Annotated in this window: 14 protein-coding genes; 6 read left to right on the forward strand and 8 right to left on the reverse strand. The window is 55.9% G+C overall.

The window, feature by feature from the left end; genetic code table 11:
• Positions 1–33 precede the first annotated feature (33 nt).
• From ABWV79_RS11675 to ABWV79_RS11705, 7 genes are all read right to left on the reverse strand, one after another.
• Complete coding sequence (locus tag ABWV79_RS11675; protein ID WP_353392086.1) at positions 34–1,545, reverse strand: mannitol dehydrogenase family protein; 1,512 nt, start codon at positions 1,543–1,545, stop codon at positions 34–36.
• Entirely contained in the window at positions 1,545–2,318 is a 774-nt protein-coding gene (locus ABWV79_RS11680; RefSeq protein WP_353392087.1) for an L-iditol 2-dehydrogenase, read from the reverse strand. The genes ABWV79_RS11675 and ABWV79_RS11680 overlap by 1 nt, the downstream gene beginning before the upstream one ends.
• Positions 2,315–3,319, reverse strand: coding sequence for an ABC transporter ATP-binding protein (locus tag ABWV79_RS11685; protein ID WP_353392089.1), 1,005 nt, complete (start codon positions 3,317–3,319; stop codon positions 2,315–2,317). The genes ABWV79_RS11680 and ABWV79_RS11685 overlap by 4 nt, the downstream gene beginning before the upstream one ends.
• Before the next feature lie 12 nt (positions 3,320–3,331).
• Positions 3,332–4,162, reverse strand: coding sequence for a carbohydrate ABC transporter permease (locus ABWV79_RS11690; protein WP_170356287.1), 831 nt, complete (start codon positions 4,160–4,162; stop codon positions 3,332–3,334).
• A gap of 12 nt (positions 4,163–4,174) precedes the next feature.
• On the reverse strand, positions 4,175–5,041 hold the full coding sequence (locus ABWV79_RS11695; protein WP_170356288.1) for a carbohydrate ABC transporter permease: 867 nt from the start codon (positions 5,039–5,041) through the stop codon (positions 4,175–4,177).
• 106 nt (positions 5,042–5,147) lie between these two features.
• Positions 5,148–6,449: an ABC transporter substrate-binding protein gene (locus tag ABWV79_RS11700; RefSeq protein WP_353392091.1), complete on the reverse strand. Its 1,302-nt coding sequence runs from the start codon at positions 6,447–6,449 to the stop codon at positions 5,148–5,150.
• 95 nt (positions 6,450–6,544) lie between these two features.
• Positions 6,545–7,570 carry a LacI family DNA-binding transcriptional regulator gene (locus ABWV79_RS11705; RefSeq protein ID WP_353392093.1) on the reverse strand — a complete coding sequence of 342 codons (1,026 nt, stop codon included), beginning with the start codon at positions 7,568–7,570 and terminating at the stop codon, positions 6,545–6,547.
• A 121-nt stretch (positions 7,571–7,691) separates the two neighbouring features.
• Between ABWV79_RS11705 and xylB the strand changes: the two genes are divergently transcribed.
• On the forward strand, positions 7,692–9,128 hold the full coding sequence (xylB, locus tag ABWV79_RS11710) for a xylulokinase (RefSeq protein WP_353392095.1): 1,437 nt from the start codon (positions 7,692–7,694) through the stop codon (positions 9,126–9,128).
• A 252-nt stretch (positions 9,129–9,380) separates the two neighbouring features.
• Here xylB and ABWV79_RS11715 read toward each other — a convergent pair whose 3' ends face one another.
• Entirely contained in the window at positions 9,381–9,986 is a 606-nt protein-coding gene (locus ABWV79_RS11715) for a helix-turn-helix domain-containing protein (RefSeq protein WP_353392097.1), read from the reverse strand.
• 114 nt (positions 9,987–10,100) lie between these two features.
• Here ABWV79_RS11715 and ABWV79_RS11720 point away from each other — a divergent pair, with 114 nt between their 5' ends.
• Genes ABWV79_RS11720 through ABWV79_RS11740 form a run of 5 tightly spaced genes read left to right on the forward strand, consistent with a single transcriptional unit; the run spans position 10,101 to position 13,707 of the window.
• Positions 10,101–11,291 carry an LLM class flavin-dependent oxidoreductase gene (locus ABWV79_RS11720; RefSeq protein WP_353392099.1) on the forward strand — a complete coding sequence of 397 codons (1,191 nt, stop codon included), beginning with the start codon at positions 10,101–10,103 and terminating at the stop codon, positions 11,289–11,291.
• Positions 11,284–11,961, forward strand: a complete 678-nt coding sequence (locus ABWV79_RS11725) for a glutathione S-transferase family protein (protein WP_353392101.1) — start codon at positions 11,284–11,286, stop codon at positions 11,959–11,961. Before ABWV79_RS11720 ends, ABWV79_RS11725 begins: the two co-directional genes overlap by 8 nt.
• Entirely contained in the window at positions 11,958–12,443 is a 486-nt protein-coding gene (locus ABWV79_RS11730; RefSeq protein ID WP_353392103.1) for a flavin reductase family protein, read from the forward strand. Before ABWV79_RS11725 ends, ABWV79_RS11730 begins: the two co-directional genes overlap by 4 nt.
• Positions 12,440–13,336: an alpha/beta hydrolase gene (locus ABWV79_RS11735; RefSeq protein WP_353392105.1), complete on the forward strand. Its 897-nt coding sequence runs from the start codon at positions 12,440–12,442 to the stop codon at positions 13,334–13,336. Before ABWV79_RS11730 ends, ABWV79_RS11735 begins: the two co-directional genes overlap by 4 nt.
• Positions 13,333–13,707: a nuclear transport factor 2 family protein gene (locus ABWV79_RS11740; protein WP_353392107.1), complete on the forward strand. Its 375-nt coding sequence runs from the start codon at positions 13,333–13,335 to the stop codon at positions 13,705–13,707. The genes ABWV79_RS11735 and ABWV79_RS11740 overlap by 4 nt, the downstream gene beginning before the upstream one ends.
• The last annotated feature ends 76 nt before the right edge of the window (positions 13,708–13,783 follow it).

Consider the following 13,783-nt stretch of genomic DNA (forward strand, 5'->3'; position numbering starts at 1 on the left):
TTCGCTCAGCTGCTTGATTGGAATTGCGGGAAGCTAGTTCGAAGAAGAGCTATGAGAAGAATATTCAGCTAGGGCCGCTCTGCTCCCATTTTTCCAAATCCCGTCTAACCAATGGTCAAAGGCTACGGTAAACTGTGAGTCATCGCCGAATTCCCCGCAATACAGGTCCTGCGCAAGCCAAAGTCCGGGATTAGTTTTGGCTGCTAGCGCAGTTTTTCTCAGATCTTCCCAAACAGGATCATTGGCGGCGATTTCTGAGCCATCCTCGCGAATCCCAGCGCACATCCTGCACCATAAAGCTTCAGCTAGAGCCAGTCCGTTTATGGAAGCGCCTGAAGCAATTGCATCGCGTATCGACGGCAGCACGAACCCAGGGTGACGCGCCGATCCGTCGAACGCGACCCGACGCGTTGTGTCGTGAATTGCCGTGTTTTCAAATCGACGTTCAACCAGCCCAAGGTAGTCTTGCGGGGTCGTTCCAGGAACAGCGTCGACATGGGGTAGAATTTCTTCGATTTGAACCTTTTTAAAAAACGCAAGTATGTCGGGGTCTTGCATGCAGGCTGAAATCGTCGGGACATTTAGTATCTCGCCAACATTCGCAAGCAGTTGGTGGCCTCCGTTCAATATGCGTAGCTTCTGTGCCTCATATCCGTGAACATCCTTGGTCAGTGTGACCCCAACCTGTTCAAAAGGTGGACGCCCTGCACAAAAGTCATCTTCGATGACCCATTGGCGAAAGTTCTCATGTGAAACTGGGGCGTGGTCGTCAACACCAAGCGCGTGGCATTGAGAAATCACTTGATCTGTAGTCGCTGGCACGATGCAGTCTACCATCGAATTGGGAAACGCGCCGTTCCGGTCGATCCAATCGGCTAGATCAGGGTCCGACAGGCGCGCCAACCCCACGATACAGTTTCGAAGGATAGTGCCATTGCCCTGAAGGTTATCACAGCTCAGCGCGGTGAATGGGGTCAAGCCATTTGCACGACGTATCCCGAGCGCTGCGACAATGGCGCCGAAAGCGGTGCGGGGGTGATTTGGGTTTGCCGCATCGTGGAGAATATCATCGTGATCCGTGTCGAAAGCGCCGGTGTTGGCATCCGGAAAATAGCCGCCCTCAGTCACAGTTAAAGATACAATGCGGATAGACGGATCAGCCATCCCGCGGACCAGTGCAGCGTTTCCTGCCTCAATCGGCAGATAGTCGATCATCGGGCCTATGACTTCCGCCGATACGCCTTTGGGGTCTAGCTCAATCAGTGTGGTCAGGTAGCCCTGCGCTAGCAGCCTCTGGCGCATTTCGGCGTCATAACCGCGTACTCCTGCTCCGATGATGGCCCAATCGCGGGCCTTGCCTTGCTGCATGAGCTGATGAATGTACCAAGCCTGATGGGCACGGTGGAAATTACCAAGGCCGATATGAACGATACCGGGCGTCAAGTCCGAATGCTGATAGCTAGGAGTTCCAACGGTAGATGGCAGCTCTGCAAGCTTGTCTCGCCGCAGTTGGATCGGTGGGGTTGCGTGTGTCACAGGGCTCATCAGCTCATCCAATTTCCGCCATCGACATTGTAGGTTTGTGCAACGATGTATTTTGCCTCGTCCGAGGCGAGAAACACCGCCATCCCCGTCAGGTCTTCGGCCCGGCCCATGCGGCCGTAGGGAACTTCTGCGGCCACTTCTAATTTCTTCTGTCCGGGGGGTTTTCCTTCATGTTTTGCGAAGAACGCATCTACCCCGTCCCAGTGCTCGCCATCCACCACACCCGGAGATATGGCGTTCACATTTATCCCATGTGCGATCAGGTTCAGCCCTGCAGATTGAGTCAGGGAAATGATCGCCGCCTTGCTGGCGCAATAAACGGCGACCAGAGGCTCACCCCGCCGCCCTGCTTGTGACGCCATGTTGATGATACGGCCCTTGGTGCCATGCTCGATCATATGGCACGCGACAGCCTGCATGGTGAACAAGGCGCCGGCGACGTTGATGTCGAAGACACGTTGGTAGTCGGCGCGCTCAATCTCAACAATCGGGGCGGCGGTGAAGATTGCTGCGTTGTTGATCAAAATATCGATCTGGCCGAATTGAGCTGCGGTGCAGGTGATGGCGTCGTCGATACTCGGCTGGTTTGTGACGTCCATTTCCACGGCCAAAGCCGCAGTACCAATCTCAGTCGCGGCTTGCTGCGCACGCTGGATGTCGATATCGGCTATGGCGACACGGGCTCCCTCCGCAACATAGGCTTTCGCAAAGGCCAGCCCTATGCCGCGCGCGGCCCCAGTAATCAGGGCGGTTTTGCCAGCCAGACGTGTCATTCGATCCGCAAGCCTTTCGCATCAAACCGGTGTATCACATCGGCGCGTGGTGTCAGGTGAATGCGGTCGCCGTGACGGAAACCGACCTCGCCATCAGCGCGGACAGTGATTGTGTCAGCCAGCCCGGTCTCGTGGACATGGAAAAATGTATCCGAGCCTAGATGTTCGGAAACGCTCACCACCCCGGACCAGTCCCCTTCGGTTTCTGAGACTGTGATATGTTCAGGCCGTATTCCGATGGTCTGAGCGCCGTGTTTTGCGGCCTCGTCGCCCTCGATAAAGTTCATTCTTGGGGAGCCAATGAAACCCGCAACAAACAGGTTGCGCGGTGTCCGATACAGCTCTAGCGGGCTGCCGACCTGCTCGATTACCCCGGCCTGAAGGACGACGATCTTGTCGGCCATGGTCATGGCTTCGACCTGATCGTGGGTTACGTAGATCATGGTGGTGGCGAGGCGTTCGTGTAATTCGCTGATCTCCAGCCGCATGCCAACGCGCAGTGCCGCGTCGAGGTTGGAAAGAGGCTCGTCGAACAGAAATGCCGCCGGTTCGCGCACGATCGCGCGCCCGATCGCAACCCGCTGGCGTTGGCCGCCCGATAGTTGTCCTGGACGGCGGTCCAGATAGTCGGTCAGGTTCAGGACGCTGGCGGCGCCTTCGACGCGCTTGTCGATCTCGGCCTGATCCAGTTTCGCCATACGAAGGGGAAAGGCGATGTTCTTGCGCACGGTCATATGGGGATACAGAGCATAGGACTGGAACACCATCGCCAGCCCTCGTTTCGCGGGCGGGACATCGGTGGCGTCCGCGCCGTCAATGTCGATAGAGCCCGAGGTGATATCCTCCAACCCAGCGATCAGACGCAAAAGGGTGGATTTACCGCAGCCTGAGGGGCCGACGAAGACGGTGAACTCGCCATCTTCGATGGTCAGGTCCAGGGGCGGAATGACCTGCACATCGCCGAAGCTTTTGGTCACGGACTTGAGTTGAATACGTCCCATGTGTCGTGTTCCTTATTTCACAGCGCCGAAGGTCAGGCCGCGGACAAGTTGTTTCTGGCTGAACCAGCCAAGGATCAGGATTGGTGCGATTGCCATTGTCGAAGCTGCGCTAAGCTTGGCAAAGAACAGGCCTTCGGGGCTGGAATAGCTGGCGATGAAGGCCGTCAGCGGGGCCGCGTCGACGGCAGTAAGGTTGAGGGTCCAGAATGCCTCGTTCCAGGCCAGGATGAAGTTCAGCAAAACGGTCGAGGCGATGCCGGGGATGGCCATGGGGGTCAGCACATAGAGGATTTCCTCTTTCAACGTCGCCCCGTCCATCCGCGCGGCTTCCAGAATTTCGCCGGGGATTTCACGGAAATAGGTGTAAAGCATCCAGACAATGATCGGCAGGTTGATCAGCATCAGGACAACGACCAGCCCTCCGCGCGTATCCAGCAGGCCCAGCCGAATGAATAGCAGGTAGATCGGGTAGAGAACGCCAACTGCAGGCAACATCTTGGTGGACAGCATCCACAGCAGAATGTCCTTGGTGCGCTTGGACGGCACAAAGGCCATTGCCCATGCGGCGGGCACCGCGATGATGACACCCAGAACAGTCGAGCCTCCGGCGATAATGACCGAATTCCACAAGAACCGCATATAGTCCGAGCGTTCCTGCACGATGGCGTAGTTTTCCAACGTCCAGTTGAAGTTCAAAAACAGCGGTGGGCTGGCGATCGCCTGCGCCTCGGTCTTAAAGCTGGTCAGGATGGTCCAGAGGATCGGGAAAAAGATCAGCAGACCAACGGCCCAGGCCAAGGCGGTATTGAGCGATTTGCGGCGGGTTGTGACGGTGCGGGCCATTATCTTACCTCCTCACGCGTCCAGGTTCTTGCCGACAATGCGCATCAGGAAGATCGCAACGATGTTGGCTAAGATGATTGCGTAGACACCTCCGGCTGATCCGAGACCAACATTCTGGCTCTCCAATACACGCTGGAAGATCAGGTAGGTGAGTGTACGGGTGCCGAATGCGCCGCCGGTGGTCACGAAGATCTCGGCGAAGATCGACAACAGGAAGATTGTCTGGATCAGGATCACGATGGTGATCGCGCGGCTCAGATGCGGCAGAATGATGTGGTAGAAGCGCTTCAAAACCGGTGCGCCGTCCATTTCGGCCGCTTCCAGCTGTTCGCTGTCCAGAGATTGGATAGCGGTCAGTAAGATCAGCGTCGCAAAGGGCAGCCACTGCCACGAGACGATCATGATGATCGAGGTCATGGATGCTTCGGACAGCCATGAGACTGGCTCGGCCCCGAAAAAGCGCCACAGATGCGCCAGCAGGCCGTTGACCGGGTCCATGAACATGTTCTTCCAGACCAAGGCGGACACGGTGGGCATGACGAAGAATGGAGCGATTACAAGAATGCGGACAACACCTTGACCCCACATCGGTTGATCCAAAAGCATCGCGAGAAGGATGCCCAGAACAACAGTGATGACAAGGACCCCTCCGACAATCACAAGTGTTGCTTGAACTGCCGGCCAGAATGAACTGGATGAAACAAATCGAACATAGTTGTCTAAACCGACCCAGCCCAGATCACCGCCCCGCAGAGGCAGGTACTTCTTGAAGGAAAAATATAGCGTCATCGTCAGCGGCACGAGCATCCAGCCAAGTAGCAGGACCACTGCAGGTGCCATCATCAGGCGAGCAACGGATCGGGAATGTTGAGTAGCCATAACGCAAACCCTCTCTGTTCAGGCGTAACTCAGCCTGCGAGAAAAACGCGAATTGTGGAAGGGTAAGGCGGGGGGCAGATTACTGCCCGCCCGCGGGGAGAAGACCTCAGTACCCTGCGGCTTCCATTTCTTCTGCGGTAAACGCCTGTGCCTTGGCCAGTGCTTCCTCGACCGTTTGCTGCCCGGCATAGACCGCCGAGAACTCTTGGCTGACCTGGGTCGCGATGCCTGCGAATTCCGGGATCGCAGCGAACTGGATACCTACATATGGAACCGGCTTGACCGTCGGGTTGTTCGGATCAGCGGACAGGATCGAGTCCAGCGTCATCTTGGCAAAGGGAACCTTCTGGTATTCCGGGTTCTCATACAAAGAGGTGCGCGCACCCGGCGGAACATTTGCCCAACCTTCGTTTTCGGCAACCAGCTCAATGTAGTCTTTGGACGTTGCCCATTCGATGAACTGTTTGGCTGCGTCTTCTTGCTGTGTGCCGGCCGGAATAGCCAATGCCCAAGCCCAAAGCCAGTTGGAGCGCTTGCCCAATCCGGTGTCAGGTGCCAGTGCAAAACCAACGCTATCCGCTACGGTCGAGTCTGTGGGGTTGGTCACAAATGACGCCGCAACGGTCGCGTCGATCCACATGCCACATTTGCCCTGCTGGAACAGGGACAAGTTCTCGTTGAAACCGTTTGTGGCATAGCCTGCGGGACCAGATTCCGACATCATTTCAACGTAGAAATTCAGCGTGTCGGCCCATTCTGGCTGGTCGAACTGGGGCTTCCAGTCTTCGTCAAACCAGCGCGCGCCAAACGAGTTGGACATGGCTGTGATGAACGCGCCACCTTCGCCCCAACCGGCTTTGCCGCGCAGGCAGATACCGTTGATGTCAGCGTCACGGTCGGTCATGGCCGCCGCGGCCTCTTTGATGAATTGCCAGCTTGGCGCTTCGGGCATTTCCATGCCTGCTTTTTCCATCAGGTCGGTGCGATACATGATCATCGAGCTTTCGCCATAGAACGGCGCCGCGTAGAGCTTCCCTTCATGGCTCAGGCCGCCTGACATTGCGGGCAGGATATCGCCAACGTCATAGTCCTCGGACAAACCATCCAGCGGAACCAGCCAGCCGTTCGCACCCCAGATCGGGGTTTCGTACATCCCGATTGTCATGATGTCGAACTGACCGCCCTTGGTGGTGATGTCGGTGGTGACGCGCTGGCGCAAGACGTTCTCTTCCAGCGTTACCCACTCGACGTCAATTCCAGTCGCTTCGGTAAATTTGTCTGTATAGCCCTGCATCCGGATCATATCGCCGTTGTTTACAGTCGCGATAGTGATGGATTGCGCATGGGCCGCTGCCGTTGCGACGAAAGTCATTGCAGTCGCCGCATGAAGTGCGTGCTTCAGATACATCCCTGTCCTCCCTGAGCTTGGATGTCGTGCAGAGAGGTTAGATCGCAAATTGTCGCGCAGTCAATAAAAACTTTACGCGCGTTAATTTTGTAGTGTTATGCGGATTCTCTTAAAACCAACCGAGCCGGGAACAGAGTCTCCGTCCGATTTTCAAATTTCCCTCCGTTTTCAATGAGTTCGAAAAGTGTTTCGACGCTTCGCGCCGCCACATTATCATAATCGTGCGCTGCGGTAGTCAGTGACGGGCAGGTAAATTTTGCAAAGGGATGATCGTCATTTGAAGCCACACGCAAAGCGCAATCGTCTTTTCGCCCGACGCGAATCCCCTGTTCAAAGCACGCTGCCAGAAAGCCGATGGCCAATCGGTCATTGCTGCACAGAACTGAATCCGTGCGCAACTTGCGTTCATCCAGCACCTTGAGCGCGCCGAGCCGCCCAATCTCTTCAAAGGCCCAACCTGTACCTTCGATTTTGATCACATGCGGCTCAAAACCCAGACGTTCCATCACATCGATATAAGCTTTTCGCCGTTTGTTTGCATTGGGGTTTGCAGGTGTCCGCATTTCGAAGAACGAAGGCGGCTCGCCAGTACGGGTCATGTATTCCACGGTCTGAGACACAAAGCTGAAATTATCTGACCCGATAAATGCGGCGCCCAAACCGTCGAGGTTGCTGTCAAACAGAACCGTGGGCACGGTGGCGCAGAATTTCTCAATCGCGGACTTGTCTGAGATACGTCCCAATGGCGCCAACAAAACGCCCGCGGGCTTTAAAGATTGCAAGCCGTCCAGGATTTCGTTTTCCAGCTTTTGTTCACCGTGAGAGCTAAACAGAAACGGGCGATACCCCGCCGCGATGCAACTTTGTTCCAGATAACGCGCGATTTCGGCAAAGAAGGGATCGGCCAGATAAGGTACGACGATGCCAATATTCTTGGTCAGTTTACGGTTCTGGTTCACAGCATAGATGTTAGGACGGTAGTCAAACCGCTCCAGCGCCTCTTCGATGCGAGCCCTCGTCGATGGGCGAACACTGTCTGGATCGTGGAAGTATTTAGACACAGTGGGACGCGAGATCCCGCTGAGGGCTGCGAATTCTTCCATATTCTTTATCTTGGTCATGCCAGTCTGCCTGCGGATCTCAGCCGCCTTGATCTTATCCTATTTTTACATATTCTTTGCGCGCGCTAAAAAGATCAATAGCAAGACAAGTTCCGGACTTTTGTGCAGGTAAGGGGTTTGAATGTATCTCGGGATCGATATCGGCACGTCAGCGGTCAAGCTTGTCTGCGTGGATTCCAGTCGAATTCTTGAAACGTCTTCGGTGAGTATAAAGACCTCTTCTCCTAAACCCGGTTGGTCAGAGCAGCACCCAGATCTTTGGTGGCAGGCGACACGCGACGCCTTAGGCCAGCTTTCTAAGCAAACCAAACTGTCAGAGGTGAAGGCAATCGGGTTGTCAGGTCAGATGCACGGGGCCGTATTGCTGAATCGTGACCTGCGCCCAATCCGCCCGGCCATCTTGTGGAATGACAGCCGGGCAGCGCGAGAGTGCGATGAACTGCGAACGACCTTGCCGGAGATTGGTCAAATCGCTGGGGTCCTCCCTTTGCCGGGCTTTACCGCACCCAAGATTACATGGCTAAAACAGCATGAGCCAAAGCACTATGCCCAACTAGCTCACATCCTGCTGCCCAAGGACTACATCGGTTTACGGCTGCATGGCGAATTGGGAACTGATACGTCCGATGCCGCCGGTACAATGTGGCTCGATCAGGCGTCGCGTGGCTGGCACGCAGGTATCGCCGAAGCCACAGATGTAGTATTGGATTGGCTGCCGCAGGTGTTCGATGGGCACAGTGTCGTTGGGACTGTGACAGCGCAAGCCGCGACTGAGACCGGCTTGAAACCTGGAACTCCAGTTGTTGCCGGAGGCGGAGACGCAGCAACAGGCGCTGTGTCTTTGGGCGCCACCGAACCGGGTCGCGGATTTATATCCCTGGGGACTTCTGGCCAGTTGTTTGTGGCAGATCACAGCTACAAGCCGAACCCCGAACGTTATGTGCATGCTTTTGCGCACACACTGCCCGACCGATGGTATCAAATGGCAGCAATGTTGAATGGTGCACGGCCGATTTCATGGATAGGCAGCCAGTTGGAACTGTCCGCGGCCGAGGTTGTCGCGCTTGCTGAAACGGCCAGCAGGGATCGAGTTCCAGTCTTTCTACCTTATCTGACGGGTGAGCGCAGCCCTCATGGCGACCCGCATATCCGAGCCTGTTTCTTTGGACTGGAGGATTCCACAACACGCGCAGACATCTGCCGTTCCGTGGTAGAGGCGATTGCTTTCTGCTTTGCCGATGCGGCGCAGAGTTTCGGAGGCACAATCGAAGATTTGCCGGAGCTCGCAGCGATAGGAGGAGGCAGCAAATCAGATCTGTTGTTGAGGCTGATCGCGACGGTGACCGGAAAGCCAATTGTGCGGTCAGCTGGGGCAGATTCCGGTCCGGCTTATGGTGCGGCAAGGCTGGCAGCTTTGGGTGTAGGCGCTTTGGAGAGAACTGATCTTGCAGTTCAACCGCCATCAACCGACAGGTTCGAGCCCGCAGATTTGGCGCCGTTGTTCGAAAGATTGACGCGGTTTCGGCAGCTTTACAAGGCCGTCCGTCTGACCGAATAGTTGTCAGCACTTTCAATAAAATCTACGCCGCTTTTTTTTCCCGCAGCGGGATCATTGCTGTCTTAACAAACAAGAAAATCTTAAATACGCAGCTCGCTGATGCTCGAATTGACAGAGCGGACGGCAGCAATGTCCGAACTTAAATCCTTGGTCACCGTCGAATGCAAGCAGATGGGACGAACGGCAGCCAAAACGTTTGCGACCGCTACATACGCAAAGCTTTTCTTGGATCGTCTTTGATAAGACCAAACGTCACCAGGTGATGCGTATAGGTGACATCGCCCAGACCATTGTCGCTTCTTTTTGTGTCTTGTTGCGAAAGCGGTGCGCGATCATGGACGGGTAGGAGAAGCTATCTCCTTCACGCAAAGAAATGGTCTCGTCCCCGAGACGCAGTTCAACTTCACCGCTTAGGACGATGGCGTGTTGCTCGCCTTCAAAGGAATAACCTTCCAGCGGCTCGGGCGGTTGTCCTGCGCCGGGACGGAATCGCGACAGTATCAGGTAACACTGGCCGGACAACGTGCTGGAAAGTAGTTCGTCCTCAAAGCCCAGTTCATCTGTTGACCGCGTATACATCGCAGACAGCGCCCTGCGGTTTTCGCGTCGCACGACGTGCTTGCGTTCCAGCGGACCTTCTCCCGACTGTGTGGGAAAGAACCAACCCGGGTCAACAGCCAGCGCATCGCTGATTTCTGCAAGCAGGTCCTCTGATACCTTGGCCGCGCCAAGTTCAATCCTGCTGAGATAGGCTTTGGAACATGACACCGCTTCGGACAGGTGCTGCAGGGTCAGTCCACGCGCTTTACGCACTTCGCGAATTTCACTGCCGAGCCGTTGGGCGTCAGTCTGGGACACGTCATTTTTCATGTGTTCAGGATAAATGATTTCAGTTGACTTATCGATACAAAATCAACTTAGTTGAAATATAGGAAAAAAATCAACCACGCTTGGACTGCATGGGAGGAAGCTATGCGCTTTGATTTGATTGCCAATTTCAGCCCCGGCGAGACGATTCCATGGGCGCGCACGCTGGAAATGATCCTCGAACAGTGTTCTTTAGCCGAGCAGGCTGGTTTCACAACCGCATGGTTCACCGAGCATCACTTTGCCCATAACGGCTATATGAATGCGCCGCCCAACCCGATCCAGATCGGTACGCATGTGGCCGCGCACTGCAAGAAACTGCGGGTTGGGACCGCCCCCATCATCTTGCCCGATTGGCACCCCCTGCGTGTCGCCGAAGATGCTGCAATGTTGGATAATATGACCCAAGGCCGGTTTGATTTTGGTGTTGCCAAGGGCATCAACGAACGCTCGACCCTTCAATTCAATAAGGACGCGGACCGGCGCGACAATGCTAAAGTAATGCGACTGTATCAGGAAAGCCTTGAGATCATCCTGAAAGCCTGGACCAACGAGGCGTTCACTCATCACGGTGAGTTCTATCAGTTCCCGGTTCCCGGATGGAAAGAGACCAACCGGTTCTTTGATCCTCTGGACCCGCGCTACCACGACGAAGACGGCGAATACAAAGCGATGTATGTGCATCCGCGCCCCTATTCCAACCCCCATCCGCCGGTCTGGCTGATGTCGAACGCTCCGCCCACGTTCAAACTGGCGGGCGAACGTGGCTGGGGCGTGATCTCGATGGCGGCGGGTCTCAAGGCAACGCTGGCCTGTTGGGAGCCTTATCGTCAGACCCTGTCGCAACGCGAAGGGCGTGAAGTAAAGCTGGGCGAGGGCGTTGGTGTTTGCACGGCGTTTTATGTCGGTGAAAGCATGGAAGAGGCGGTGAACACGATCCGCGGCCCGATCAATGCCTATTATGAATTCCTCGGCGGGTCGCGTCCCAAAGGAGAATGGACCAAGCATGGCTATCTGGATGTCGGTGAACAGATGACGCCCGAAGATGAGGATATGGACTGGTTCGACTTCCTCAACAAGCGCGGGATCATTGTGGTGGGCGATGCCGAATACGTTGCGGATCGCTTTGCCGAGCGGCAGGAAACCATCGGCCTCGATCACCTCATGCTGATGCAGCAATATACCGGTGTGGCTTACGAGAAAATCCTGGCCAGCTGGCATCGCCTGTTCGAATACGTGGTTCCAAAGTTCGGCACGCAATCCATCGCGCAAAAAAGGATGCTGGAACATGCTTGAAATATGGGGACGTCCCTATTCATCGAATGTGATTCCGGTGATCTGGACAGCGAATGAGTTGGGGTTGGACTATACGCTGCAACTTGCCGGCGGCAGCTTTGGCAAGCTCGACACTGAAATGTACGCGCAGATCAATCCTAACAGGATGATCCCGGCGATCCGGGATGGCGACTTTGCATTGTGGGAAAGCCTCGCCATCGTACGTTATCTCTGTGACCGCTACGGTGCGGGAACGCTGAGCCCGTCGGACGTTCAAACCCGTGCGACTGCGGATCAGTGGATGGAGTGGTCGGCAAGCCGCGCCTTTGGGCCGGTGATCTACCTGTTCTTCGCAACGGTGCGCACGCAGCTGGACCAGCGCGACCCGGAAAAGATCGCAAAGCTGCGTGATGAGGCGCATGAGGCCCTGACCCTTCTGGATCAACACCTTGCCGATCGTGCCTATGTCTGTGGGGACAGCTTTACGATGGCAGATATTCCCTTGGGCTGTGTGGCCTATCGTTACTTCAACGTCGAGGTCGACCGCCCGCCGCTGCCACATGTCGAGGCTTGGTACCAGCGACTTGCGGGCCGTCCCGCATATCAGGATCACGTCATGCGCCATTTCGGGACCAACCCCGACGAATGGGCCGAGTTGGAAAAAGCCTGTGCCAACGAAGGGGTGCTATGATGGACGTCCGCGACTATCGCCGCGCCCTTGGTGCCTTTCCGACGGGGGTGACCATCATCGCCACCTATGACGCGGACGGTGCGCCATGGGGCCTGACCGCCAATTCCTTTACCTCGGTCTCATTGCAGCCGCCGGTTGTCTCGGTTTGCGTCGCAAAGTCCGGCCGTGTCTTTCCGGCGCTGGCGCAATGCGATCATTTCGCCGTCAATATCCTGTCGGCCGATCAGAAAGACCTGGCGATGCACTTCGCCAGTGATGTCGAAAACCGGTTTACCGATACCGAATGGACCGCTGGAACCGCGACCCCGCTGATCCCCGGAGCCTCGGCGCAGTTGGAATGCATGGTTCACAGCAGGGTCGACGCAAATGATCATGAAATCCTTCTAGGCCGTGTCATCAACTACACCCATGTACCTGTTCCGCCCCTTGTCTTTTCCCGCGGCGCGTTCTTTTCAGCACCCCAACCCGAGGCTCTGCCATGAAAGATCATCTGACCTATCACACCCGCTTCAGTCCTGAGGAGTTCGACGCGCAATACAATCTGCGGGCAGGGCGGCCTGACTATGAAGAGACTGTCATTCCCGCATGGAGCCGCGACAGCGAGGCCGCGCGCGCCACATCCGATTGCAGCCTCGATATCCGCTATGGCGAAGGTGAGAAACAAAAGCTCGATGTTTTCCGCTGTCCGGATGTGGATGCCCCAACACTGGTGTATGTCCATGGTGGCTATTGGCAACGCGGCGACAAGTCGATTTACAGCTTCATCTCCTCGCCCTTTGTCGCGGCAGGGTGCAATGTTGTAATCGTCGGCTATGACCTGTGCCCATCGGTAACCATCACGCGTATTTCCGAAGAAATCCGCGAAGCGATGGCTTTTATTTGGCGCAATGCGCGTGATTTGGGTCTTAATCCAGACCGTATCACCGTGATGGGTCATTCGGCTGGCGGGCATATTACGCAGATGATGATGGCGACCGATTGGCCCTCGCTTGGCGACGATCTTCCTGCAGACCTGATCAAATCTGGCATCCCGGTGTCCCCGCTCAGCTATCTGGAACCGGTGCGCCTGACTGAAGCGCTGAATGCCGGTGTCCGGATGACGCCGGAAGAGGCCGAAGCGGAAAGCCCGATGACCAACCACCCGCCAATCACGAATGCACCGCAGCTGGTCGTTGTCGGTGGCGCGGAAACCGACGAATTTCACCGGCAAGCTCGGATGTATGTCGAAAAATTTGGGACCGCGGACCGCGAGGTCGGCCTCTACATCGTCCCGGACGTCGATCACTTTGACGAATTGAACGTGCTTGTCGACCCGGCAAGCCCGTTCTTCAAGCACACTTGCGATATGCTTCAAGGAAAAGGACCGCAATCATGACCGCTTTGACCCGAGCCCTCGTCGACGCCGTCGGCGACGCGTTTAATGCCAATGACATCGATGCCGTTATGAAGCATTTCGCAGCCGACGCCACATTTGATCACGCCGTCGGTCCGGACGAGCATGGCGTGCGTCTGGAAGGCGCCGAAACGATCCGGGGTGCATTTTCTGCGCTGTTCGAAAAAGTCGAAAACGTGCACTGGGAAACGCTGGACTGCGCGATCTCGGGCAACAAAGCCTACTGTGAATACCGGCGCACCGCGACGCATAAGGATGGTTCGAAAGAAGAGTTCCTCAGCGTCGACATCCTGACCTATCGCGATGGGCTAATTGTGCACAAAGACACCTATTACAAGCAACGGACAAGCTGATCAGTTCACTTCGCTGCGATCAAATTTCTAAAGACTTGCTGAAGAAACCAGCCATCGCTTTGGGTGCTGTATATTG

The sequence above is a fragment of the Ruegeria sp. HU-ET01832 genome, from assembly GCF_040371315.1.
In the GTDB taxonomy this organism is placed as follows: Bacteria; Pseudomonadota; Alphaproteobacteria; order Rhodobacterales; family Rhodobacteraceae; genus Ruegeria; species Ruegeria lacuscaerulensis_A.